The organism is Ruegeria sp. D3 (assembly GCF_056534465.1).
Genome location: NZ_JBQFPK010000004.1, coordinates 135440 through 159120, shown reverse-complemented (window position 1 = coordinate 159120; position 23681 = coordinate 135440). Strand labels below are relative to the sequence as shown.

The 23681-nt window shown below is 56.7% G+C and carries 29 protein-coding genes; 15 read left to right on the top strand and 14 right to left on the bottom strand.

Translation table 11 applies throughout. The features are described 5' to 3' along the window. Positions 1-59 precede the first annotated feature (59 nt). From bhcA to bhcD, 4 genes are read left to right on the top strand one after another with little or no spacing between them, the layout of a single operon-like run. Entirely contained in the window at positions 60-1250 is a 1191-nt protein-coding gene (bhcA, locus tag ACR0DX_RS07710) for an L-aspartate--glyoxylate aminotransferase BhcA (protein ID WP_480845684.1), read from the top strand. An 11-nt stretch (positions 1251-1261) separates the two neighbouring features. Beyond that, a complete protein-coding gene (bhcB, locus tag ACR0DX_RS07705) occupies positions 1262-2233 on the top strand; it encodes a beta-hydroxyaspartate dehydratase BhcB (RefSeq protein ID WP_170352404.1) in 972 nt (323 codons plus the stop codon). 11 nt (positions 2234-2244) lie between these two features. Next, positions 2245-3408 carry a 3-hydroxy-D-aspartate aldolase BhcC gene (bhcC, locus tag ACR0DX_RS07700; RefSeq protein ID WP_170352403.1) on the top strand — a complete coding sequence of 388 codons (1164 nt, stop codon included), beginning with the start codon at positions 2245-2247 and terminating at the stop codon, positions 3406-3408. Positions 3409-3423: 15 nt separating this feature from the next. After that, positions 3424-4407: an iminosuccinate reductase BhcD gene (gene bhcD / locus ACR0DX_RS07695; RefSeq protein WP_480845681.1), complete on the top strand. Its 984-nt coding sequence runs from the start codon at positions 3424-3426 to the stop codon at positions 4405-4407. Between the two features lie 52 nt (positions 4408-4459). Here bhcD and ACR0DX_RS07690 read toward each other — a convergent pair whose 3' ends face one another. Both ACR0DX_RS07690 and ACR0DX_RS07685 read right to left on the bottom strand, forming a co-directional pair. Next, entirely contained in the window at positions 4460-5245 is a 786-nt protein-coding gene (locus tag ACR0DX_RS07690) for an inositol monophosphatase family protein (protein WP_170352401.1), read from the bottom strand. A 96-nt stretch (positions 5246-5341) separates the two neighbouring features. Beyond that, positions 5342-6247, bottom strand: a complete 906-nt coding sequence (locus ACR0DX_RS07685) for a LysR family transcriptional regulator (RefSeq protein WP_170352400.1) — start codon at positions 6245-6247, stop codon at positions 5342-5344. Between the two features lie 93 nt (positions 6248-6340). Here ACR0DX_RS07685 and metF point away from each other — a divergent pair, with 93 nt between their 5' ends. Both metF and ACR0DX_RS07675 read left to right on the top strand, forming a co-directional pair. After that, positions 6341-7207: a methylenetetrahydrofolate reductase [NAD(P)H] gene (metF, locus tag ACR0DX_RS07680; RefSeq protein WP_170352399.1), complete on the top strand. Its 867-nt coding sequence runs from the start codon at positions 6341-6343 to the stop codon at positions 7205-7207. Between the two features lie 163 nt (positions 7208-7370). Then, positions 7371-8024 carry a J domain-containing protein gene (locus tag ACR0DX_RS07675; protein WP_170352398.1) on the top strand — a complete coding sequence of 218 codons (654 nt, stop codon included), beginning with the start codon at positions 7371-7373 and terminating at the stop codon, positions 8022-8024. 58 nt (positions 8025-8082) lie between these two features. On the opposite strand, the gene ACR0DX_RS07670 is transcribed toward ACR0DX_RS07675, so the two are convergent. After that, a complete protein-coding gene (locus ACR0DX_RS07670; protein WP_170352397.1) occupies positions 8083-8601 on the bottom strand; it encodes a YHS domain-containing (seleno)protein in 519 nt (172 codons plus the stop codon). A 248-nt stretch (positions 8602-8849) separates the two neighbouring features. Between ACR0DX_RS07670 and yghU the strand changes: the two genes are divergently transcribed. Beyond that, positions 8850-9728, top strand: a complete 879-nt coding sequence (yghU, locus tag ACR0DX_RS07665) for a glutathione-dependent disulfide-bond oxidoreductase (RefSeq protein ID WP_170352396.1) — start codon at positions 8850-8852, stop codon at positions 9726-9728. Between the two features lie 35 nt (positions 9729-9763). On the opposite strand, the gene ACR0DX_RS07660 is transcribed toward yghU, so the two are convergent. Next, complete coding sequence (locus ACR0DX_RS07660; protein ID WP_170352395.1) at positions 9764-10552, bottom strand: SseB family protein; 789 nt, start codon at positions 10550-10552, stop codon at positions 9764-9766. Beyond that, positions 10545-11132: a uracil-DNA glycosylase family protein gene (locus ACR0DX_RS07655; RefSeq protein WP_170352394.1), complete on the bottom strand. Its 588-nt coding sequence runs from the start codon at positions 11130-11132 to the stop codon at positions 10545-10547. Before ACR0DX_RS07655 ends, ACR0DX_RS07660 begins: the two co-directional genes overlap by 8 nt. Before the next feature lie 217 nt (positions 11133-11349). On the opposite strand from ACR0DX_RS07655, the gene ACR0DX_RS07650 reads away from it, so the two are divergent. Genes ACR0DX_RS07650 through ACR0DX_RS07635 form a run of 4 tightly spaced genes read left to right on the top strand, consistent with a single transcriptional unit; the run spans position 11350 to position 15912 of the window. After that, complete coding sequence (locus ACR0DX_RS07650) at positions 11350-12009, top strand: ABC transporter ATP-binding protein (protein ID WP_170352393.1); 660 nt, start codon at positions 11350-11352, stop codon at positions 12007-12009. Beyond that, positions 11987-13561, top strand: coding sequence for a capsule biosynthesis protein (locus ACR0DX_RS07645; protein ID WP_170352392.1), 1575 nt, complete (start codon positions 11987-11989; stop codon positions 13559-13561). The genes ACR0DX_RS07650 and ACR0DX_RS07645 overlap by 23 nt, the downstream gene beginning before the upstream one ends. Before the next feature lie 5 nt (positions 13562-13566). Then, positions 13567-14400, top strand: coding sequence for a 3-deoxy-8-phosphooctulonate synthase (kdsA, locus tag ACR0DX_RS07640; RefSeq protein ID WP_170352391.1), 834 nt, complete (start codon positions 13567-13569; stop codon positions 14398-14400). Between the two features lie 15 nt (positions 14401-14415). After that, positions 14416-15912, top strand: a complete 1497-nt coding sequence (locus tag ACR0DX_RS07635; RefSeq protein ID WP_170352390.1) for a phosphomannomutase/phosphoglucomutase — start codon at positions 14416-14418, stop codon at positions 15910-15912. A 35-nt stretch (positions 15913-15947) separates the two neighbouring features. On the opposite strand, the gene ACR0DX_RS07630 is transcribed toward ACR0DX_RS07635, so the two are convergent. Continuing rightward, positions 15948-17903 (bottom strand): AsmA family protein, encoded by a 1956-nt coding sequence (locus ACR0DX_RS07630; protein ID WP_170724352.1) that lies wholly within the window; start codon positions 17901-17903, stop codon positions 15948-15950. Between the two features lie 95 nt (positions 17904-17998). Between ACR0DX_RS07630 and rimO the strand changes: the two genes are divergently transcribed. Further along, positions 17999-19387 (top strand): 30S ribosomal protein S12 methylthiotransferase RimO, encoded by a 1389-nt coding sequence (gene rimO, locus ACR0DX_RS07625; RefSeq protein ID WP_170352388.1) that lies wholly within the window; start codon positions 17999-18001, stop codon positions 19385-19387. A 104-nt stretch (positions 19388-19491) separates the two neighbouring features. After that, entirely contained in the window at positions 19492-19854 is a 363-nt protein-coding gene (locus ACR0DX_RS07620) for a hypothetical protein (RefSeq protein ID WP_480845674.1), read from the top strand. Positions 19855-19860: 6 nt separating this feature from the next. On the opposite strand, the gene ACR0DX_RS07615 is transcribed toward ACR0DX_RS07620, so the two are convergent. Together ACR0DX_RS07615 and ACR0DX_RS07610 are read right to left on the bottom strand one after the other, a co-directional pair. Further along, a complete protein-coding gene (locus ACR0DX_RS07615) occupies positions 19861-20217 on the bottom strand; it encodes a diacylglycerol kinase (RefSeq protein ID WP_170352386.1) in 357 nt (118 codons plus the stop codon). A gap of 125 nt (positions 20218-20342) precedes the next feature. Then, entirely contained in the window at positions 20343-20531 is a 189-nt protein-coding gene (locus ACR0DX_RS07610; RefSeq protein WP_170352385.1) for a hypothetical protein, read from the bottom strand. 216 nt (positions 20532-20747) lie between these two features. Here ACR0DX_RS07610 and ACR0DX_RS07605 point away from each other — a divergent pair, with 216 nt between their 5' ends. Next, a complete protein-coding gene (locus tag ACR0DX_RS07605) occupies positions 20748-20990 on the top strand; it encodes a CDGSH iron-sulfur domain-containing protein (protein WP_170352384.1) in 243 nt (80 codons plus the stop codon). Here the strand turns inward: ACR0DX_RS07605 and ACR0DX_RS07600 are convergent. From ACR0DX_RS07600 to ACR0DX_RS07580, 5 genes are all read right to left on the bottom strand, one after another. After that, positions 20987-21244 carry a DUF6455 family protein gene (locus tag ACR0DX_RS07600; RefSeq protein ID WP_170352383.1) on the bottom strand — a complete coding sequence of 86 codons (258 nt, stop codon included), beginning with the start codon at positions 21242-21244 and terminating at the stop codon, positions 20987-20989. The genes ACR0DX_RS07605 and ACR0DX_RS07600 overlap by 4 nt on opposite strands. Further along, complete coding sequence (locus ACR0DX_RS07595; protein ID WP_353393907.1) at positions 21244-21468, bottom strand: DUF6455 family protein; 225 nt, start codon at positions 21466-21468, stop codon at positions 21244-21246. The genes ACR0DX_RS07600 and ACR0DX_RS07595 overlap by 1 nt, the downstream gene beginning before the upstream one ends. Positions 21469-21503: 35 nt before the next feature. Then, positions 21504-21779, bottom strand: coding sequence for a DUF6455 family protein (locus tag ACR0DX_RS07590; protein ID WP_170352382.1), 276 nt, complete (start codon positions 21777-21779; stop codon positions 21504-21506). Positions 21780-21847: 68 nt separating this feature from the next. Then, entirely contained in the window at positions 21848-22216 is a 369-nt protein-coding gene (locus ACR0DX_RS07585; RefSeq protein WP_170352381.1) for a YigZ family protein, read from the bottom strand. Then, positions 22213-22920, bottom strand: coding sequence for a M48 family metallopeptidase (locus ACR0DX_RS07580; protein ID WP_480845670.1), 708 nt, complete (start codon positions 22918-22920; stop codon positions 22213-22215). Before ACR0DX_RS07580 ends, ACR0DX_RS07585 begins: the two co-directional genes overlap by 4 nt. A gap of 123 nt (positions 22921-23043) precedes the next feature. Between ACR0DX_RS07580 and ACR0DX_RS07575 the strand changes: the two genes are divergently transcribed. Then, a complete protein-coding gene (locus ACR0DX_RS07575; protein WP_170352379.1) occupies positions 23044-23292 on the top strand; it encodes a hypothetical protein in 249 nt (82 codons plus the stop codon). Here the strand turns inward: ACR0DX_RS07575 and ACR0DX_RS07570 are convergent. Then, positions 23280-23555: a DUF167 domain-containing protein gene (locus tag ACR0DX_RS07570; RefSeq protein WP_170352378.1), complete on the bottom strand. Its 276-nt coding sequence runs from the start codon at positions 23553-23555 to the stop codon at positions 23280-23282. The genes ACR0DX_RS07575 and ACR0DX_RS07570 overlap by 13 nt on opposite strands. Positions 23556-23681 lie beyond the last annotated feature (126 nt).

Here is a 23681-nt window from a genome sequence, read left to right as displayed (position 1 = left end):
GAAAATTGCATGGCGCCGAGCATTCCCGGACACTGACTTCAAATGCGGAGGAACACGTCATGTCCAACCAAAACCCTGTTTTCATTCCCGGCCCAACTAACATCCCGGACAGGCTGCGTCTTGCAATGCAGGTCCAGACTCAGGACCACCGCGCGCCTGATTTCATCGAAACCTTTGCCCCCGTTCTTGAAGACACAAAGAAAGTTTTTGGCACCACCTCTGGTCAGGTCGTCACCTACCCCGCCAGCGGAACTGGCGGGTGGGAAGCTGCGGTGACCAACACGCTCAACCCCGGTGGCAAGGTGCTGGTGGCGCGGTACGGCTTATTCAGTCACCGTTGGATCGACCTATGCCAACGGCATGGACTGGACGTTCAGGTGATCGACTGCCCTTGGGGCAGCGGTGCCCCTGCCGAGCAGTTTGAAACCGCCCTGTCCAAGGACAATGCACACCAAATCCGTGCAGTTCTGGTGACCCATAACGAAACCGCAACCGGCGTTCGGTCGGACATCAGTGCAGTTCGGCGCGCAATAGACGCAGCCGATCATCCCGCGATGCTATTCGTGGATTGTGTTAGTTCCCTAGCTTCTATGCCGTTCGAGTTTGATGAATGGGGTGTAGATATCGCAGTTTCCGGGTCGCAAAAAGGGTTCATGCTGGCAACCGGCATGGCGATCCTTTGTGTCAGCCCCAAGGCTCTGGCGGCTTCGGCAACGGCGACGCTGCCGCGCACGTACTTCGATTTTCGCGACATGATGCAAGCCAATTCGTCTGGCGGCTTTCCTTATACCCCACCGCTGCAACTGATCTACGGGATGCGAGAAAGCCTGAAAATGTTGTTCGAGGAAGGGCTTGAGAATGTCTATGCCCGCCACACCCGTCTTGCTGAAGGCGTTCGGCGCGCCGTTGATGCCTGGGGCCTGCAACTGGTTGCCGAGTCGCCTGAGCTTTATTCCGACACTGTCAGCGCGATCTATGTACCGGATGGTATCAACAGCAATGCGCTAACAGATCATGCGTTCAACGCATACGGGGTGTCATTCGGCATCGGCCTGGGCCAGCTTGACGGTAAGGCGTTTCGCATTGGTCATTTGGGTAGCCTGACGGATGCGATGGTCCTGTCCGGCCTGTCGACGATTGAGATGGCGATGGCCGATCTGCACTATCCGATCAACTTGGGCAGCGGAGTCGCCGCCGCACAGGATTTCTATCGCAAAGGGTCACCGGACCACGCCAAGGCAGCCGCATAAGGAGGGTTGAGATGTTGGACCATTCACAAGCCGCCAACTTGACGATCGCGGACATGCGCGCGGCGCAACGGCGGATCGCACCTCATATCAGACGCACACCACTGATGACGTCGGACTACCTGAATGACCTGACCGGCGCGCAGTTGTTCTTTAAATGCGAGAACTTTCAGGAGGCAGGTGCTTTCAAAGTGCGCGGTGCTTGCAACGCGGTCTTCAGCCTCAGCGATGAAGAGGCCGTCAAGGGGGTGTGCACCCATTCCAGCGGCAACCACGCGTTGTCGCTCTCATACGCTGCTGGTCGCCGGGGTATCCCGTGCAACGTCGTTATGCCCCGCACCGCGCCTCAGGCCAAGAAAGACGCGGTACGCAGGTATGGCGGTACCATCACGGAATGCGATCCTTCAACCTCATCGCGCGAGGCTACCTTTGCCGAGGTTCAGGCCCGGACAAGAGGTGAGTTCATCCACCCCTACAACGATCCGCGTGTGATCGCAGGGCAAGCCACTTGCTCGGCTGAATTGCTGGATCAAACCGGCGGCGTTGACGCCGTTATCGCTCCGATTGGCGGCGGCGGCATGGTTTCGGGCACCTGCCTGACCGTCTCGAACCTTGCATCCGGCACAGAGATTTACGCGGCCGAACCCGAGCAGGCGGATGATGCGTTTCGGTCCTTCAAGGCTGGGTACATAATTGCCGACGACGCACCCAATACCGTCGCTGACGGCTTGCTGGTGCCCTTGAAAGAGAACACATGGCACTTTGTCTCGAACCATGTGACGGACATTTTCACAGCCTCTGACGACGAGATCATCGCCGCTATGAAATTGACGTGGAAGCACCTTCGGGTGGTGATGGAACCATCTTCGGCAGTGCCATTGGCGGTCATCTTGAAGAACCAAGACGTGTTCCGCGGCAAACGTGTAGGCGTGATCATAACAGGCGGGAACGTCGATCTAGACAAGTTGCCATGGCTGCAAGGATGAGGAGAGAGAATATGAACAAATCCGCGAAATTTGACGATCTCGAGATCGGCTTCGACATCCCTGCCGCCATTGGGATGGACGAACGCGATATCCAGACGCCAAGCCTGATCCTGGACCTTGATGCGCTTGAACGAAATATCAAGAAGATGGGTGACTACGCCGAAGCGCACGGGATGCGGCATAGGGTGCATGGCAAAATGCACAAGTCCGTGGACGTAGCCAAGCTACAAGAAGAACTGGGTGGCGCGGTCGGCGTGTGCTGTCAGAAAGTGTCCGAGGCCGAAGTCTTTGCCCGTGGTGGTATCAAAGACATCCTCGTATCCAATCAGGTGCGCGACCCAGCCAAGATCGATCGCTTGGCGCGTCTGCCCAAACTGGGTGCGCGCACAATCGTCTGCGTAGATGACGTGGACAACGTCGCCGAGCTGTCGTCGGCAGCCACGCGGCACGGCGCCGAGTTGGAGGTTTTTGTCGAAATCGACTGCGGCGCAGGACGTTGCGGCGTGACCTCGACCGCAGCAGTCGTTGAAATCGCCCAAGCGGTTCACGCCGCCGCAAATCTTAAGTTCACAGGAATACAGGCCTATCAGGGTGCGATGCAGCACATGGACAGTTATGAAGCCCGCAAGGAAAAACTGGACGTCGCCATCGCGATGGTCAAAGACGCGGTCGACGGTTTGAAAGCGGAAGGGATAGACTGCGAACTGGTCTCGGGCGGGGGAACTGGGTCGTACTATTTTGAAAGCGAGTCAGGCGTTTACAATGAATTGCAATGCGGGTCTTACGCGTTCATGGATGCTGATTACGGACGCATTCTGGACAAGGACGGCAACCGGATTGACCAAGGTGAATGGGAGAACGCGCTGTTCATTCTGACCAGTGTCATGAGCCATTCCAAACCTGATATTGCGGTCTGCGATGCGGGTCTAAAAGCCCAGTCTGTCGATAGCGGCCTGCCCTTCGTATATGGGCGTGACGACGTGGAATACCTCAAATGTTCGGACGAACATGGCGTGATTGGCGACCCGGACGGGGTTTTGAAAGTCAATGACAAGCTACGGCTGGTGCCTGGTCACTGCGACCCCACTTGCAATGTCCATGACTGGTATGTCGGCGTACGCGGCGGCAAAGTCGAAGCGTTGTGGCCAGTGTCGGCGCGCGGAAAGGCGTATTAAGCGATGAGGGATGCCATGATTACTCAAGACGGACCGCTGATCGTGACCGAGGATTTATGTGCCCAACTCGTGGGCCGTCAACAAGCATTTGATGCTGTCGAGGCCGTCTTCGGCGCCATGGCCAGCGGCGGGGCGCGAAACTTTCCCGTGATCCGCGAGGCTTTGGGCCACGCAGATGCGATTTATGGGTTCAAGTCAGGGTTCGACCGCGAAGGGCAAGTGCTGGGCGTGAAGTCCGGTGGGTATTGGCCAGGGAATACAGATCGCGGCCTGACCAACCATCAATCCACAGTGTTCCTGTTCGACCCGGACACGGGTCGGCTGTCGGCACTGGTTGGCGGCAACTATCTGACGGCGGTGCGCACTGCGGCGTCATCTGCTGTGTCCATCGCTCATCTGGCCCGTAAGGACGCCAAGGTTCTGGGCATGGTCGGGGCTGGCCATCAATCCACCTTTCAACTGCGCGCAGCCGCCGAGCAACGCGCGTTCGAAAAGGTCGTGGCGTGGAATCCACATCCGGACATGCTGCCTCGATTGGCCTCCGTCGCTGACGAGATCGGGTTGGAATTCGAAAGCGTCAGCCCACAGGAGTTGGGCGCACAGGCGGACGTGATCATCACCATCACCTCGGCTTTCGAGCCCTTGCTGATGAAGGAGTGGATCGAACCCGGCACCCATCTGGCCTGTATGGGCACCGACACCAAAGGAAAGCAAGAAGTCGACCCGGCACTGGTCTCTGCGGCCTCGGTCTTTACGGATGAGGTGGCGCAATCCGTCTCGATTGGTGAAGCGCAGCACGCCGTTGGCAACGGGGCTCTTACAGAGAAGGCTATTACGCCCATCGGCGCTGTGATCAATGGCGTTCATCCTGGCCGGGTTTCGGCGGATCAGATCACCTTGTTCGATGGAACAGGCGTCGGCCTGCAGGACCTGGCGGTCGCATCCGTCGCCGCACGGCTTGCTGAAGACTGCGGGTTAGCCCAACGCATTGCGTTATAAAAAAAAGCGCGCCTCGTACGGGGCGCGCTTGTTCGGCACTGGCTTAAGAAAATCAGCCCCGGATCACCTTCGAGAACTGTTCAAAGATCGGCTCATTCGAACAGATAACCTCACCATCCTCCAAGACACTGCCTTCTGGATTGATGGCTTGCACAAATCCGCCAGCCTCTTTCACGATGATGATCCCGGCTGCCACGTCCCACGCGTTCAGTCGACGCTCCCAATAGCCTTCGTAACGCCCTGCAGCGACATAAGCCAAATCCAGCGCTGCCGATCCCCAACGGCGCACGCCAGCGCAGGTGGGCATGATACGAGCCAGATCCTGCAAGGTAGCAGGCAGGTCGGAACGGCCACCAAAAGGCAAACCGGTCGCAAAGATCGATTCGATCATACGGTGACGGCCCGAAACGCGGATGCGGGTGTCGTTCATCCACGCGCCTTCGCCCTTTTCGGCAAAGAACATCTCGTCCTTGGCAGGGTCATAGATCACGCCCGAAACGATCTTGCTCTTGTGTTCCAGAGCGATCGAAATCGCCCAATGCGGCAGCCCGTGCAGAAAGTTCGTGGTGCCGTCCAGCGGGTCGACAATCCAGCGGCGCGTTGGGTCTTCACCCGCCTGCCCGCCGCCTTCTTCACCCAGCCAGCCATAGGTCGGGCGCGCGCCCAGTAATTCCTCTTTCAGGATCGCCTCGGCGGCGATGTCGGCCTTGGAGACAAAGTCACCCGCACCTTTCATCGAGACCTGCAGGTTCTCGACTTCGCGGAAATCCTTGACCAGAGACCGCCCCGCCTTGCGCGCGGCTTTGATCATGATGTTGAGGTTAGCACTGCCTACCATTGTCCCAAGGCTCCTGTTCGGTCAAACCGCGCGTATACTGATGCAATGCGCCCTTGCCAAGAGGCTTGATGCGCATAGCAGCCCCGCGTTTCGCGCCTATTGCGATTGCAGCTTGCGCGCCTCGGTCCCGGCCAGTTCGATCAGTTCCTGCACATAGGGTTTTTCAAGGTCCTCGGACCGCACCGCCGCATACAGACTGCGGGTGATCCCGTCCTTGGTCAGTGGCCGGGTCACATAGTCCGAGTTATACTTGACTTCGCGCACCACCCAGTCGGGTAGGACCGAAATCCCCCGGTTCGAAGCGACCAGCAAAAGGATAACTGCTGTCAGCTCCACCTGCCGGATGGCCGCCGGTTCCACCCGCGCTGGGATCAGCAACTGGCTGAACACGTCCAAACGCGTGCGTTCGACCGGATAGGTGATCAGAGTCTGGCCGCGGAAATCCTCGGCTTCGATGAAATCCTTTTGTGCCAATGGGTGGGCCGAGGCCGCAACAAACACCGCGTCATAGTCGAACAGCTTGATGAACTCGACCCCCGGCAGGTCTTCGGGGTCCGAGGACACGACCAGATCGACCTCTTCCTTCTGCAGCGCGGGCAACGCGTCAAAGGCCAGACCGGGGCGGATATCGACATCCACATCGCCCCAGGATTTACGGAAAGCCTCCAACACCGGAAACAGCCATTCGAAACAGGCATGGCACTCGATCGCGATATGCATCCGGCCCGTGCGCCCGTCGCGCAGGGAAGAAAATTCGTGCTGCGTCGCTTCGACCTGCGGTAGTATCTGTTCGGCCAGCCGCAACAGGCGCAACCCCGCCGCCGACAGCTTCATGGGCTTGGAGCGGCGCAGGAACAGCTCAACCCCGGCCTGATCCTCAAGCCCTTTGATCTGATGACTCAACGCCGATTGGGTGATGTTCAGCTGATCCGCCGCGCGGGCCAGGCCGCCGCATTCATGGATCGCCTTGATCGTGCGCAGGTGCCGGAATTCGATGTGCATTCAATGGAACTCATGTTGTTCTTGAGGAATATGAGTTTGTCTCACAATGCAGGTCATGGCACAAGGCCTGCAACCAGTATTTACGAGGCCGAGATGACACAACCTGAGATTTCATTCGAATTCTTCCCGCCCCAAACGCTCGAGGCCTCGTTCCGCCTGTGGGACACCGTGCAAACGCTGGCTCCGCTGGACCCGCGCTTTGTGTCAGTCACCTATGGTGCTGGTGGCACCACGCGGGAATTGACCCGCGATGCGGTGGCGACTTTGCACAATTCTTCCGGCCTTCCGGTGGCCGCACATTTGACGTGCGTCGATGCGACCCGCGATGAGACCCTGCAAATAGCGGATTCCTTCGCCAAGGCAGGTGTGAAAGACATCGTTGCACTGCGTGGCGACCCCCCCAAAGGACAGGACCGGTTCGTCCCTCACCCAGACGGGTTCGCCAATTCGGTCGAACTGATCGAAGCGCTTTCAGACACCGGCGCGTTCAATATCCGCGTGGGCGCCTACCCAGACATCCACCCCGAAGCGCAATGCGCCCGCACCGATGTCGACTGGTTGAAAGCCAAGCTGGACGCTGGCGCAGACGAAGCGCTGACGCAGTTCTTCTTTGAGGCCGAGACTTTTTTCCGCTTCCGCGACGCCTGCGAAAAGGCCGGGATCGACAAGCCCATCGTGCCGGGCATCCTGCCAATCGAGAACTGGAAAGGCGCGCGCAACTTTGCCAAACGTTGTGGCACACGCATTCCCGGCTGGATCGAGCAGGCATTTGACAAGGCCCTCCGGGATGACCGCGAGGATTTGCTGGCTACTGCATTGTGCACCGAGCTGTGCTCGGACCTTATAGAAGGCGGTGTGGACAAACTGCATTTTTATACACTGAACCGGCCAGAACTGACGCGCGATGTCTGCTTTGCCCTTGGGATCACACCAAAGCCCTCGTTGCAGAACGTGGCCTAGCGAAAGGCCGGACGATACCCGGCCAATCAGACGCAATAGTGGGAACAATCAAAATAGTTAACTCGAAATTGTTCCCACATACCCCCTAAAAACTCACCAAATTTGACAAAATTGCGACCGTCACAACACTAGGGCATGTTGTTGTTTAGTGAGTGATTTGGGTATGGAAGCAGTTGAAAAGATCAAGGCGCGGACAGATGCTTTGTATGCGCTTGGGCTGGACCACACTGCCAGTTCCGACGACATCCGCAACGCTTGGCGCAAGATTGCCTTCAGCGCACATCCTGACCGCGCTGACAATGATTGCTCGGATTTTGTCCGCGCCAAAGACGCTTATGATCTTTTGCGGCAAGAGGGGCTGACCACCAAGAACCGGATGCATGGCAAGCCCAAAAGGCCCAAGCTGCGCAAACGCGTGATCCGGTTGAAAGACACCGAAGTCAGCGCGTGTCGTGATCTTCTTGCTCGGGCGTTGGCCCATTCTGGCAACATTGCGCCAACTGACGATGGCGACCAAATCGTTGCTGACTCGGACCACATCCCCAGCGCTATCGAGTGTTTTGGTCGTAACCTGATATACTTCGTGAAATCTCCGGTTTGCAAAGGTGCGAACCGCGTTGCTTTGCCGACATCTGTTCTGGTCGGGTTTCGCAAAACGGAAACTGAAGTTCTGAATTTCCAATCCAAGAACGCAGGTGCCGGCGAAGTCGTTGTCCCTGACGCGATCATGGCCCGAAAGTTTCCTGGCGCCAAAAGTGTTCGCATTCGGTTCGATGCGGATCAGGCCATGCAGGATGTCTTTGAACTGGCAAGCTGAGACCTGAAATGCAAAAACCCGGCTGATGTCAGCCGGGTTTTCGTTTGTAAGATTCCATTTAGTTGGAAATCGGAGCGTCCGAAGTAAATTTCGGGATAACTGCAGTCGAAGCTTTCGCAGGCTCGATACCCGGCCAGTTACCTTCCGCCAGATTGATGTTACCCGGGATATCTTCCTCGAAGAAACCAACAACCACGTCCGTGATGTTCAGGTACAGCTTGTCATCAACGATGCGCCACAGGTTCGGGTTGGCCGGAACTTTGCCGCCGCGTGACACACCATAGGCGCAATGGCCATCATACTGCGGCGCGTAGTACGCGGGGTTTTCCAAAAACTTGTCTCGGTTTTCTTCGGTTGAGAATGCCCAGGTTGCGCCATTGTATTCAGCGGTGATGTCGGAACGCCCACGAACGCCCGCCGGCTGCGCCTTACCAACCGGTGACTGATCCAGGCTGCGATAGGCCACAACATCATAGCCTGAAACAGCATAACCGGTTCCATCAACATACTGATCACCAGCGAATGCCGGAACAGCAAATGCCAGCGTTGCTGCAAGGGTCAGGGCAAAACGTTTCATATAGGTCAATCCTCTTGTCCTCAGGTTTCAAGGTCACCCGCATTCCGGGTCTGACCAGACAATAAGCGATTTCAGGGCTCAGAGCAGTCCTGCTCGCGGCGCTGTGACGTCCGATGAAGAAACGTGAGAGTATTGGCGCCGAATGTTACAAAATGAACCACAGATGCGGGGTTGGACTCGGCGCTTTGCAATATTAGCTGTTGCTGCGGACAGACAATGCACACCAGATTTGCTGAGGAAGGCAAGAAATGAGCGAGCAAACGACCTATACCCCGCCAAAGGTTTGGACTTGGGACAGTCAGAATGGCGGACAATTCGCCAATATCAACCGCCCCATTTCCGGCGCGACGCACGACAAAGACCTGCCCGTAGGGCGCCATCCGTTCCAGTTGTATTCGCTGGCAACGCCAAACGGTGTCAAAGTCACGGTGATGCTGGAAGAACTGTTGGCCCTTGGCCATGAAGAGGCCGAGTATAACGCTTGGCTGATCAATATCGGCGAGGGCGATCAATTCGGTTCGGGCTTTGTCGGGGCAAACCCGAACTCAAAGATACCCGCGCTTTGGGATCGGTCGGGGGATGAACCTGTGCGCGTGTTCGAAAGCGCCTCGATCCTGTTCCATTTGGCCGAGAAATTCGACGCCTTTTTGCCGAAATCCGGTCCCGGACGGACTGAGGTGATGAACTGGGTGTTCTGGCAGATGGGCAGCGCACCTTATCTGGGCGGCGGGTTCGGCCATTTCTATGCGTATGCGCCCGAGAAATGGGAATACCCGATCAACCGGTTTGCCATGGAAACCAAGCGCCAGTTAGACGTTCTGGACAAGCAACTGGCGGAAAATGCCTATATTGCAGGCGACGACTACAGCATCGCCGACATGGCCATCTGGCCCTGGTACGGTCAGTTGGTTCTGGGACGTCTGTATGACGCCGCCGAGTTCCTGGACGTTGAATCCTATAAGAACGTTATGCGTTGGGCCAAAGCAGTCGACGAACGCCCCGCAGTACTGCGCGGCCGCATGGTCAACCGTCCCTTCGGTGAAAAGCACATGCAGCTTCACGAACGCCACGAGGCCAGCGACTTTGAGACCCGCACTCAGGACAAACTGGAACCTGCAGCGGAGTAACGCATGGGCCTCGCAGCTTAATTTGCGGGGCCTTATTATCGCAGAATTGGTGGTTTCTCCGGGTCGCTGCCCGGTGTGATCTGCGCATATTCGGACGTCTCCGGCTGGGGCAAATCGAACCTTAGCCCAACGCGGGCCAACGCCGCGGCCGCCGGGTCGTGCGCTGCAAAAAAGCCGACATCCATGGCCCCAGCTTCGATACCCGAAAAGGTCAACGCTTCGGACGCAGCTTTGGCCAGCGCAGCCTCAGCCCCGCTCACCGCTCCGACAAAACCCAGCAGATGACCTGTGCCACCCTCAGACGTCTTTGTGCCGACCAGATATGCCGCCTGCGCCAGACCAACGGCCGTTGCCAATTTGGCGTCCAGGGCCGTTAACAGATCGTCGGGCAACCCAACGGGGGGCAGGAACTCGGACAGGTGTTGCTGCACTTCCTCTGGCGTGTGCTGCAAAGTCGTGGCCAACCATCCAAGGGCCTCGGACGGGATCAGCATGGACGATGGCGCGACCTCAAGGTTCAGACCCAGACCAATCCCCTGACCGGCCAGCATGTTGGACAAAATCCGCCCCGACAAAGCAACATAAGGCACCGGGCGTTCCGCGAATCGGGCAAGCCGATCTTCCCGATCGAAGGCCAGAACAAACCGGCCGTCAGCCACATCAAACAATTCAGGCGAGATGTTTTTGCCTTTCGCCTCTTCGGTCAGCAAAAGAAACAACTCGCTATCCGCCAGTCGTTCAAAAAAGCGCAGCCGGGCAGCATCGTCCAGTGGGGCAGCCTCCATCGCGGAATGGGCGGCATCTAGAGCTGTTGTGTCAGTCATTCAGAACCTCTTGCACCCGCGCACGCAAGACCGGCAGAAGGTCAGCCTCGAACCAGGGGTTTTTCTTCATCCATGCCGTATTCCGCCAAGACGGATGAGGCAAGGCAAAGACGCGCGGCGCATGGTCCCGCCAGTTGCGCACCGTTTCCGTCACCGAGGTTTTGGTGCCAAGGTGATATTTATGCGCATGGCCCCCGACCAGAACCGTTAACGGCATTTCGCCCAGCGCTTGCATCACCCGGTCATGCCAGGTTTGCCCGCAGATCGGCGGTGGAGGCAGATCGGCTTTGCGCACATCATATCCGGGAAAGCAGAATGCCATTGGCACAATCGACACCTTTGAGCGGTCATAGAATGTCAGTTCATCAAGCCCCAACCAATCCCGCAGGCGATCTCCCGAGGGGTCGGTAAAAGGGCGACCGGATTCGTGAACGCGTGCGCCGGGTGCCTGCCCTGCAATCAAAACCGAAGTTCCTTTGCGGAACCAGACCACCGGTCTAGGTTCGTGCGCAGTGTGCGTGTCGGCAAACCTATCGGCGCAGATCCTGCAGGCTGCGATGTCTTTCTCGAGTGTATTCATCAGATCGCAAGGTTTCCTGCATCAAAATGAGTGACGGTTAGATCAAAAGATAGACAGCGCGCCTTTGGACGCCAACAGATGGAAAAGTCACAATAGCAACAGCATGCAAGCGAACGCATTGATCACCCCCCGCATTTTTCGACATAATGCAGCACGCGTGAACGCGGCATCACCGGCTTGGTCGGTGCAATAAAAAGACATATGTAGCAGGCCCAGTATGCTTGAGTTTGAGAACGTCAGTAAGTCTTTCTGGACCGGGACGCGCCGCAAGGTGATCCTGGACCGGGTGTCGTTCCGGGTTGAGCTTGGGAAATCTCTGGGCGTGCTTGCTCCGAACGGCACCGGCAAAACAACACTGATCAACATGATGGCCGGGTTAGAGAAACCGGATGAGGGCGTGATCCGCAAGTCCTGCCGGATTTCGTTTCCGATGGGGTTCACTGGTGGCGTTGCGAACAAGCTTTCGGCACTGGAAAACGCGCGATATATCGCGAAAATCTATGGCATGGATCCCGACTACGTCGAAGCCTATTGTAAATGGCTGTGCAATCTGGGCGAGTATTTTGACCAGCCAATGGCCACGTATTCATCGGGCATGAAGGCCCGTTTCACCTTTGCCTTGATGCTGGCACTTGATTTCGACATGTATCTGATTGACGAAGGCATGCCCGCCACCACGGATGTCGAATTCAACAGGAAAGCTGGTGACATTCTGAGGGAAAGGTTGCGCACGACCACGTTGGTCATCGTATCCCACAGCCCTGCAGTGCTGGAAAAATTCGCCCGTCAGGCTGCCGTTCTCGTGGACGGTCAGCTTTACATGTTTGACACCTTGGAAGAGGCTAAGCAGCTATATGACTACCAAACCCAAGGCTAGCATCTACAACCTGCGCCGCAAACGCAAAGGCTCTGGCGACCCTGAAGCGCGCGCTGAGGCGATCTCGCGTATTCGCAAGGCAACGAAGGCTCCGGCCGCCGCAAACGAGTCGCAGACTGCTACTGAAATCGACGAGATCAAACGCGAAGAGCTGACCGGACGGCAGCTTAGGGTGGCACGACGTCTTGTTCAGAAAAACGGGCTTGCCGCGACCTCGGATTATGATGCCGTACGTCTTTTGCGGAAAAAAGGTATCGACCCGTTTGAACGGGCTAACCTTTTAGATCTGGCCGCTGAAAAGAAACGCACTGAGGGTGAGACCAAGGACAAAATCACCATCCAACTGCCCCAAACGTTTTCTGAAGCCGCTCAAACCCTGCCTGGTCCCGAAATGAACCCGGCAGAGCGTCGCGAGATTGAGATCAAGGAGATCCAAAGGGACATTGCCCGCAGACGCAGGCGCAAGCTGATGGCATTGTTCGCGCGCCTCGCTGCATTTGTTCTGCTTCCGACGCTAATCGTGGGCACCTATTTCTATCGCTACGCGACCCCAATGTATGCCAGCGATTCTGCTTTCTCGATTCTTCAGGCCGATGGCGGAGGCGCATCGTTCCGTGGGTTTTTGGCCGGTACGCAATATGCCACAGCGCAAGACTCGGTGGCGACGCAGGAGTTCCTGGAATCCAAAGATGCCCTTCTTCGGTTGGATCGGGACATGGGCTTCGCCGAAATCTTCAAACAAGAGTGGATTGATCCAATTCAGCGCCTGTCGCCTGATGCCAGTCTGGAAGAAACCTACAAGCTGTTCAAACGGATGATAACGATCGGATATGACCCAAGCGACGGGATCATACGGATGGAGGTTGCCGCCCCATCGGCCGAGCTTGCCGTCGGTCTGTCCGAGCGCTTGTTGTCCTATGCTGAAGAAACGATCAACGGACTGACCGAGTTGAAACGTGAAGACCAGATGCGCGAGGCCCGCGCCGGATTCGAGATGGCCCAGGCCGAGCGCCGAAAAGCGCAGGAAGACTTGATCGAGTTGCAGTTGCAAGGTGCTTTGCTGGACCCTGAAAACGTGATCGCTGGTCTTCGCGGGCGCATCAACGCGCTGGAAACCGAGATTCAAGACAAAGAACTGCAATTGGCTGCTTTGCTGGACAACCTGCGGCCCAACCAAGCCAAGGTCGATGGCGCGCGTGCAGATATCCGTCGTCTTGAACAAGTCCTGGATGAGCTTAATGCACAGATGCTGGATGTCTCGGCAGGCGAAAATTCGCTTGCCCAGCTTAGCGTGCGCCTTCAAATGGCTCAGGCCGATTTGATTGCCCGGGATATGATGCTGCAAAACGCCATGCAGCAAATGGAAACCACCCGGACCGAGGCAAACCGTAAGGTTAGATATCTGACAGTCTCGGTTAATCCTGTGCCCAGTCAGGACCCCACTTACCCGCGCAAATTCGAAAATACGATTTTGGCATTCCTGTTGTTTGCTGGTATCTACCTGTTGATCTCGCTTACCGCGTCGGTCCTTCGTGAACAGGTATCCTCGTAAGACACATGAAACATGTAAAAATCTCCGATCTCACGGTCGGCAATGATCTGCCTCTGACAATCATTGCCGGCCCCTGCCAGCTTGAAAGCGCCGATCATGCCCAAATGATCGCCGGTAAAATGAAAGAGGCGTGCGATGCCGCGGGCGCGCAATACGTGTTCAAGGGCTCGTTCGACAAGGCCAACCGCACCTCGATAAATGCCGCCCCTGCTTTGGGGTTGGAAAAGGGGTTGTCCGTTCTGCAATCGGTCAAGGACAGCATCGGGGTGCCAGTTACTACCGATGTACATGAGAAAGAACAATGCGCCCCAGTGGCCGAGGTGTGCGATATCCTTCAGATCCCTGCGTTTCTGTGTCGCCAGACTGCCTTGCTTAAGGCGGCAGGCGCAACAGGCGCGGTGGTGAACGTCAAGAAAGGACAGTTCCTGGCCCCTTGGGACATGCAAAATGTTGCTACCAAGATCGAAAGCACCGACAACCACAACATCATGTTGACCGAGCGTGGCGTCAGCTTTGGCTACAACCGTCTGGTGGTCGATATGCAATCGCTACCGGAAATGGCGCGAACCGGGTATCCGGTGATCATGGACGCCACGCACACTGTGGCTCAACCCGGCGGTTTGGGCGGCGCATCAGGTGGCCAGCGCGAATTTGCGCCTGTTATGGCGCGTTCGGCCGTTGCTGTTGGCGTTGCTGGCGTCTTTATGGAAACGCATCAGGATCCGGACAATGCGCCATGTGATGGCCCGAATATGATTTACCTGGATCAGATGCCTCAACTGATTGATACATTGATGCGATTTGATACGCTTGCCAAAGCCAATCCGATTCAGATTTAACAACCGAGATTCTTGATGACCAAACCACTCCCCGAGGTGACCCCGAATACCTGGACATTTCTGCGCGACGCAATGATCAAGCCAACGGGTTTTCGTGAATACGACGCGCGTTGGAAATACCCCGAAGAGATCAACTTGCCGGGCATGACAGCGCTGGGTCTGGGTCTTGGAACACAGATGCGTCGCCGCGGAATCGCGCCGGTGATCGCGGTTGGCAACGACTATCGAGACTACTCTCTTGCGATTAAGAACGCACTGATCCTGGGGCTGATGCAGGCGGGGATACAGGTCAAGGATATCGGCCCGGCACTTAGCCCGATGGCTTACTTCGCGCAGTTCCATCTGGATGTGCCTGCGGTTGCGATGGTCACGGCCAGCCACAACCCGAACGGCTGGACAGGGGTCAAAATGGGGTTTGAGCGTCCGTTGACCCATGGTCCCGATGAAATGTCCGAGCTGCGCGACATCGTTCTGAACGGCGAAGGTCAGCCGCACGAAGGCGGTTCGTATGAATTTGTCGACGGGGTGAAAGAGGCGTATATCGACGATCTGGTCGGCGATTTCAAAATGTCCCGCCCGCTGAAAGTCGTCTGCGCGACGGGCAATGGAACTGCGTCGGCCTTCGCACCCGAGGTCTTTGAACGGATGGGGGTCGAGGTTGTACCCAGTCATAACCGGCTGGATTATACCTTTCCCAACTACAACCCCAACCCCGAAGCCATGGAGATGTTGCACGACATGGCCGACAGCGTGAAATCCAGCGGTGCCGACATGGCGCTCGGGTTTGACGGTGATGGCGATCGTTGCGGCGTTGTTGATGACGAGGGCGAGGAGATATTTGCCGACAAGGTCGGAGTGATCATGGCTCGCGATCTGGCCAAGCTGTACCCGAATTCCACCTTTGTGGCCGATGTGAAATCCACCGGCCTGTTTGCCAGTGACCCCGAGTTGCAGGCCCACGGCGTCAAAGCGGATTACTGGAAGACGGGCCACAGCCATATGAAACGGCGGGTTAAGGAAATCAATGCGCTAGCTGGTTTCGAAAAGTCGGGCCACTACTTCTTGGCTGAACCCATCGGGCGTGGTTATGATTGCGGGATGCGCGTGGCGGTTGAGATCTGCAAGCTTATGGATCGAAACCCCGACAAAAGCATGTCTGATCTACGCAAGGCCCTCCCAAAGACTTGGTCGACCCCGACCATGTCACCCTACGCGGCGGATACCGAAAAATACGACATCCTAAAGCGTCTGGTCGACAAGCTGGTCGCCAAATCCGAAGCTGGCGAGACTTTCGCAGGGCGCAACATAAAAGAGGTGGTCACTGTCAACGGAGCCCGTGTCATTCTGGACAATGGCAGCTGGGGATTGGTTCGCGCATCGTCCAACACGCCCAATCTGGTTGTCGTATGCGAAAGCAGCGAAAGCGAAAAAGAGATGCGTGCGATTTTCGCTGATATCGACGCCGTTATTCGAACGGAACCTGGCGTCGGCGACTACGACCAAACCATCTGAACCGGCAAGGGGTGCACTTTACGCCCCCTGCCCTCTCAATCTGCGCCCAAGAGTTTCAATAACCCTTTTGCAGCCTCTTCCTGCAGTTTGTTTTTTACCGCATCTTCGATGCTTTCCGTGTCGGTCACCGTAACTCCAAGCTCATCGCCAACCTTTTCCAGAACTTTTTGTTTGGCATCATCCTCCAACTCTTTGACTTTGCCCTCTGCAGCCGCTTCAAGCACTTTGCTTAAGTCAGGTTGGATCGATGGATTGCTCCAGGGGCCGACAATGCGAACGGGTACCGAAAGCCCCTGACCTGCATTAGCCCGCAATGCTGTAGGGGTGAAAAGATAATCAATGTCACGCGCGCCAATGCCCACACGCCCCTCACCATCCGCACGGAAATTCTTGAGTGACATCAACAAGTCGTCGTTCCTAAGCACGCCTTGATCCAAAGTGAAACTTGCCGAAAGGCTGTTGAAGACAGTTGTCCCACCCGTTTCCGAGCTGCGGCCCATCAGACGGTCCAGATCAAATCCGCTGATGACCCCGGCACCAACATCCAGCCGCCCACCGCCGCTGAGCGACCGCATGATCTGATCTTCGGTTTGGCCGACACCGAGGAACTTGAACGAACCTGTCCCAGTCCCTGACAGACGATCGACACCCGCAAGCGCAGTCAAAGCCTGTTCGATGTCGATGCCCTCGGCCTTGAGGTCACCGCCGACCGACAATCCGCTTCGGTTATTGGCTACGACCTGCCCGGTCAACTGACCTGAAAACAAGCTGGCCGGATTCATCTGCAAAACTGCGCGCGACCGATCAAGGTTCAGCGTCAGATCACTGGGGCCCAGGGTCAGTCCCGGAACCGCGATCGAGCTGGCCTTCAGCCGAATTTTCCCGTTCGCCAGTGCCAAAGCCGATGCGTCGATGGGATCGGTGGACCACCCTGTGTCATTAACCGGAGCTGTGCTTGTTCCGCCTGACGGGCCTGCCGGGGCCGTGTTGTATTTCGACAGGTCCAAGTCACCAGCGTCCAGCCGCGCCGTGATTTGTGGAGGATCCGAGATCAGAATATCCGCCTCGCCGGTCACTCGGTTTTCGTCCAGTTGAGCAACCATATCGCGAACAGAAATGCGACCGTCCTGCGTGTAAGTCATATGCCCCGATATGTCTGCCGTCGTCCCCAACCCCAGTGGTACGCCAACGCCAGCTTGACCGAAGGCTGCCAGCATCCGCTCGGTGTTTTGCGTTCTGACGTGGAAATTGCCGTCCATCTCACCAGCGAGATTAACGCGGCCGTCAAATCGAACCTCTCCACCAGGTGCGGTCAACGTCACGGTCAAAGGCGTCGCGACACCCGAAGCATAGGTGGGAAGGTCAGGAATCGTCAGATCGACGTCCACAGCGCCACCCGGCACCTTCATTTGGGCTTCGAGGGTCATAGGCGCACTTGGGTCCGGCCAACTTGCGGCCAGATCGACATTGTCGAAATCATACCGAGTGGAACCATTCTCGACATAGACAAGCCGCGCGTTCGTTAACTGCAGACGGTCCAACGTCACCGCGCCTTGCTGCCCTTGCGCTGGGGTCGCCGCTGCGCTGGTGGTGCCCTCAGTCGGGGTTGCCGAAGTGAACTCCCAGTTCCCGCGCCCATCCAACAATTCCAGTCGCAGTGTCGGGTTTTCGGCAATGATCCGTTTGATCCGCAAATCGCCCCCCATCAGCGCCGCCGCGTCAACGCCCACGGCCAGGCTTTGGGCGCTCAGCATCGGATCGGAGCCTGCCCAAGGCGCGTTGCCAAAGGCAACGGGGCCGGTTTCCATTCCCAAGACAGGCCAGAACGATAAACGGACATCGCCCGACAGGTTCAGATCGCGCCCGGTTTCCGCTTTGACCTGCTCAGCCAGTATGGATGCCAACTTGTCACTTGGCATCAGTAGCAAAGCGCCGATTACCAGCCCAAGCACCGCTATAAAAAGGAAAACAATGCGCAATAGCCATTTCATTTTTCTGCTCTCCGCCCTTCGGCTTGTTTGGAAATGATCATTCTTGGCCTTCAGTGCATTTGCAAGGGGAAGCGTTCCCCACTATATGCCGCGCCATGAGTACAAACCCGCCGAACCTCCGCCCCGACCTGGCGCCTGCCGCCCGGATCACCGAAGCGCCCCGCGCGAACCAGCCGACCATTGGTATGGTGTCGCTGGGTTGCCCCAAGGCTTTGGTGGACAGTGAACGCATCCTGACCCGTCTGCGGGCGGAAGGGTACGGTATTTCTCCGGACTATTCAGGGGCGGATGCCGTGATCGTGAACACCTGCGGGTTCCTTGACAGCGCCAAAGCAGAATCACTGGACGCAATCGGAGAAGCTCTGGTCGAAAACGGCAAGGTTATCGTCACGGGCTGTCTGGGTGCCGAGCCGGATTACATCCGCGAGCATCATCCGCGCATCATGGCCGTCACCGGGCCACATCAGTATGAACAGGTGCTGGACGCCGTGCATCAGGCGGTTCCACCAGATCCCGATCCGTTCGTAGACCTGCTGCCCGCCGCCAGCGTGCAATTGACCCCGCGCCATTACAGCTATCTGAAAATATCCGAGGGCTGTAACCACAAGTGCAAGTTCTGCATTATCCCCGACATGCGCGGTAAGCTGGCCAGCCGCCCGGCCCACGCGGTGCTGCGCGAGGCCGAAAAGCTGGTCGACAATGGCGTGCGCGAGCTGCTGGTGATCTCTCAGGACACGTCGGCCTATGGGTTGGACCGCAAATATGACGTGAACCCGTGGAAAGATCGCGAGGTCCGCAGCCACATCACCGATCTGGCGCGCGAGCTGGGGCAATTCGATGCCTGGGTACGCCTGCACTACGTCTATCCCTATCCGCATGTGCGCGAGTTGATCCCGCTGATGGCAGATGCGGGCTGCAACGTGCTGCCTTATCTGGATATTCCATTCCAACACGCCCATCCAGACGTTCTGAAACGTATGGCACGCCCGGCGGCGGCGGCCAAAACGCTAGACGAAATCGCCGCGTGGCGCGCGACCTGCCCCGATATCACCCTGCGCTCGACCTTTATCGTCGGCTATCCCGGTGAGACCGAGGCCGAGTTCCAGACTTTGCTGGATTGGATGGACGAGGCGCAGCTGGATCGCGTTGGCTGCTTTCAGTACGAAAACGTGGACGGGGCGCGCTCGAACGATCTGCCTGATCATGTCCCGGCCGAGGTCAAACAGGACCGCTGGGAACGCTTCATGGAAAAGGCGCAAGCGATATCCGAGGCAAAGCTTGCCGCAAAGGTTGGACAAACGCTGGACGTGATCGTGGATGAGGTCGATGACGAGGCCGCCACCTGCCGCACCAAGGCCGACGCGCCCGAGATCGATGGCAATTTGTTCATTGATGAAGAGTTCGCGGATCTCAAACCCGGCGATATTGTCTCGGTCGAAGTGGATGAAGCGGGGGAATACGATCTCTGGGGCAAACTGGCCTGATCGGTCACTGATTATAGTCGAAGCGTGAGCCGAGTTTATTGGAGATCAACCACTCGGCGCCCCACATAGACATGAGACCTCAACACGCAAGAAGGAGGGTTATCATGACTACACTGCGTCCCTTCGCGGCGAAATTAGCAGTGGCGGTGCTTGCCGCTCAACTGATTGCGGCCCCTGCCGCCGCTGACCACCGACATGGCAGTTCGGCCAAAGTTACGCTTTCCGGGGTGAAATCCTTCGGCATTTCGCATCGCGGAAAAGCGCGGGTACATCGGCATTTTATCGCGCCGAAAGTGCATAAACCTGCTGCAAAAGCAAAATTACATCACGCGAAACCGGTAAAAAAGCACCATCGCTCGTCGTTCAAGCGGCACAAAAAGAAATACTATAAATACTATACGCCGCGACGCCATGGGTTTCGACATCATAAATTCCATCGCGGGTTTGCAAGATATCGAATCAAATAGCCCGCGTCAGATCAGTGTGATCAGGCCAATAACCCATACAACCCCGGCGGCAACGGCTGTCAGCGCAACCGCCGCGCTGGCGGCGTCCTTGGCTTGACCAGCCAATATGCTGTGGTCGGTGGATGTGTGATCCACAGCCCGTTCGATCGCCGTGTTGAACAGCTCGGCGACCATAACCAATATGCCCAGCACGATGATTAGCGCGCGCAGACTGCCTGTAAGAGGCAAAGCAACCGCAAGCCCAGCAGAAATGAGATTAGCCCAGCCCCAAACACGAAACGAATACTCGTCGCGCCACGTGGCGGCCAGTCCTTGCCAACTCCAGACTGTGCGGTGTTTTAATCGGATCAGAAAGTTTTTCATGCGCCCTCTGCATAACAGTAGAGCGGACAAAACCTCAATCCGGGGGCTGCAGGCAAGAAAAAACCGCCCAAAGGGCGGCACGTTTCCGGAAACGGGCGACCCTGCGAAGGTCGCCCGCGATATGGTTATTGTGCGACGGGGTCACAAACTGTCTGACCTGCTTCGGTCGTTGCCAGCTGAGTACCCGCAGGGCAGCTTGGGTTTCCAACCTTGTCGTATTCAGGAGTGATATAAACCGGTGCCGGTTCTTCCTGTTGCGAACACGCGCCCAAGATCAATGCAAACGCGCCAACTGTAGCGAATTTCAATTTCATGTCCGTCATTCCTTTATTAATTTCCTGATATTCCCCAGAAATTCGGGGCCAGTCTCAAAATACGACTTCGCTGGCAAATTTGCAACAAATCCGATCACAAAAATGTGAGGCCAGCAATTCTACGCCGTTGTGGCGGAATATCCGACCGTTGCTAGAGTTTCAAAGGATTTGAACTAGAACCATCGGACAACACACGCCAAGAAAAGGAGCAGCCAAATGTCAGATGAGCCAATTATCGCTCAGAAAGCCCCATACCCGGTCGAGGTGACCGAGGGCAAAAACTACTTCTGGTGTGCGTGCGGACAGTCGAAGCGCCAGCCGTTTTGCGATGGGTCTCACAAGGGCAGCGGTATTGAGCCAGTCAAATACACCGCTGAAAGCACCAAGAAGGTGTTTTTTTGCGGATGCAAACACAGCGCTAATCCGCCGCTTTGCGACGGATCCCATTCAAAGCTCTAAGCCTTCAAGGCGTTCAAAGTCTCGGCATTGGCGCAAAAGCCGGGGGCCTTGTCGGCCCCTGCTTGCTGGTCCGCAAGCCATCCGGCGCATTGACCGCTGCATTTCGAGGCCCTGCATCGCGTCACCATAGTCGCGTAATCATCTGCACTGAGCCTGCCCTCTGCCATTGCCTCCGACAGCGATAAGTCGATACATCTGGCCATAGACCGCGTAAGCCAGAAATGCATCTCCACTTCGCCTAGAACGTCCCGCATTATTGGGTCTCCTGCATTTGTTGCACCTTTAGTTCTGCAAACCGCTCTCGGTTTGGGCAGGTCTGCGGCGCGCATACCGCATTTTGGGCATCAGACAGCCAGTCTGGGCATCGTTCGGCCCAATTGCATCCCTGACAGGATCTCACCATTCTTGCCCAATCCTGCTGACTAAGACGCCCTTGTCGATGAGCCGAAGTCACATCTGTGCCTGTCGCCTTTCCCATACGCAGCACCAGCCGCAGATGAGTCATAACGTTCCCTAATTTTTGCATGACATAGCCACCGACGAGACCAGTTGAGAAAACAGATCCTTATTGCGGCAATATTCTGGTGCCGACGGCAATGTCGCGTCTTGCTCCATTAGGGTTTTGCAGTGTCCGGGATTTCCGCATTCCGCGCAGCGCAGCACCGCCTCTGATATCTGATCGATCGACACATCCCCCCGGATCGCCGCATCTTCAAGGTCGATACCGACCCGCGTTGCCATTCGATCAACCAGACTTGCGTGCTGCTTCAACGTTTCTCGGCTGGGCATTCGGCATCCTTTCCCTGACACGTTTTGATCAGAGTATCCGAAAGCTGCTGCGACGCCCTTGACTCAGGTCAACACTCTGCAACGATCTGGTCCAGATAGGCTCGTGTTGCATCCTGAACGCGGCGGAACCGGTCTCCGCCCAGTTTTTTACCACCATACCAACGCGTTACGATGATAACGTGCCCGTCCAGAGCCGCACGTTCCATCATCCGCAGAATAACCATGGCAGCCCCGGCTTCACCGTCATCCGCCTTTAACGCACCCGTCGGCAGTGTCGCAGCCCAAGTGTTGTGCGTTGCCTTGGCATAACTCTTATCCGATTTCAGCGTCTTCAAAACGGCTTCCACATCGGCCCGCGATGCGACCGGAGCGCCCGACACGGCGTATTTTGATCCCCGGTCGGTCAGAACAACCCCCAAGCATTTCAACCCGGTCATTGCGTCAACCCAAGCTGGCGCGCTGTATCCACCACAACCTGAACCCGTTTTGCATTGGGCGGATGAGTGCTTAGAAAACTGTCTTCGGGGTCTAGAATGCGATCGAAGTACTTGGCCCCAACAAGTGGGTTATAACCTGCCTTGTAAGTGATAACGGTACCAAGCGCGTCGGCCTCGAGCTCGAAGTCCTTGATATAGACTTGCGCCCCGACCTGAGCACCTAGCTTCTGCGCCTCTTCCACATCTGCACCTTGCGCCCCGCCAAGCCGGGCCAGTTCACCAAAAATGGCAGCACTTTCGCGTGCATTCACCGATTGCCGGGGAATGTGCCGCAGGATGTGATGGGCGGCCTCATGCCCCATAACAAAGGCCAATTCATCCGCATTCTCAGCCGACTGAATCATGGCCCTTGTAAAGATGATTACCGGCTGATCCTTATCGTCCAGCGTTTGAAAGGCATTTGCGGGGGCTTTGGGGTTCAGGTCAACAACAATGGTAAAGTCGCAATTCCTGACACCCTCCCGTTTCAAGCATTCACTGCGAGCCTGTCGGCCCACCCTCCGGCTGATTTCCTGAAAAGCGGTTGCCTGAACCGCAAAACCGGCAGAATCCTGTTGCCATTCTTCAACGGGTTGAACACGCAGCGTATTGGCTGTGCAAGCTGCCAACACCACAGGTAAAATCAAAACAATCAGACGGCGCATTCATCATCCCTTTAAACGGTCCTGCCGCTTTTTTCGACCATAGCGTGCCCAGAATAAGACCGCCACTGGTTGAATGCGTTTGAACGGGTTGCAATGGCGTTAAACGCCCGGCAATCTGATCACATGTTTTCGATTGAGCATGAATTCGACTCGACAGTGATTACTCTGGTGGACGAGGGCCAAAAGCCTTTGCAGGAGGACGTAATCATCAACAATTTTGCCGAATGCGTCACGCTGGAACAACTGGATCCACGGACCGACACAGTGCAGAAAATCACACTATCGCCCGAGCAGGTTCGCGATCTGGCTGCTGCCCTTGACCTGCCCGAGGGGGTTTACCAAATCCACGAGACACCGGATCAAGGGTCATAGACAAACAGCTTATCCCGTGATGTCTGCCCCCGCCGTAGTTTCAGTGAAGTCGCCGGAACGCCTAACGCAATCGCAAGAACCCGGCGCACTGCGTCGTTGGCCTTACCTTCGGCGGGCGGGGCGGTAACGTAGACGCGAATTAAACCGCCATCAAGCGTGATCCGGTCCAAGGCAGCTTTGGGTGTTACCTTCACGTTGATCTCTGCCCCCGGAAGAGCAATGCCGGTTAAATCCGGCACGTTTCGCAGTTTTGGCTTTGCCATGCGGACCTCCTGTCCCCAAACACCCTTGCACCCTATGGCGTGAGATGGAAATGATCCTCGCAGTCCAGCCGTTTGCTCTTGAAACCTGCCAGATGCTCAACCAGATACAATCTGCCTATGTGAAGG